General features: G+C 70.6%; 1 protein-coding gene. It reads left to right on the top strand.

Translation table 11 applies throughout. From position 1 onward, the window contains the following. On the top strand, window positions 1–228 hold a 228-nt coding region (locus SB772_RS46445), incomplete at both ends, for a winged helix-turn-helix domain-containing protein (RefSeq protein ID WP_410839327.1).

The raw sequence follows: 228 nt of genomic DNA, 5'->3' as shown, positions 1-228 counted from the left end.
CGCGCTGCTGAAGATCTTCGTGAACCATGCGCTGCGCACGCTCACGCGCGAGCGGCTGCTCGAGCTGCTGCACGGGCCCGAGTACGACGGCACCGACCGCGGCATCGACGTCCAGGTATGGCGCCTGCGCCGCATCCTGGAAACGGATCCGTCCGCGCCGCGCTTCATCCAGACGGTCCGCGGGCGCGGCTACGTGTTCGTGCCCGACGGCGAGGCCCATGCGCAAGC

The sequence above is a fragment of the Paraburkholderia sp. SIMBA_030 genome (assembly GCF_046535245.1).
In the GTDB taxonomy this organism is placed as follows: domain Bacteria; phylum Pseudomonadota; class Gammaproteobacteria; order Burkholderiales; family Burkholderiaceae; genus Paraburkholderia.
Note: the sequence above shows the minus strand (reverse complement) of the source record. Positions and strands in the feature narration are given on the sequence as shown.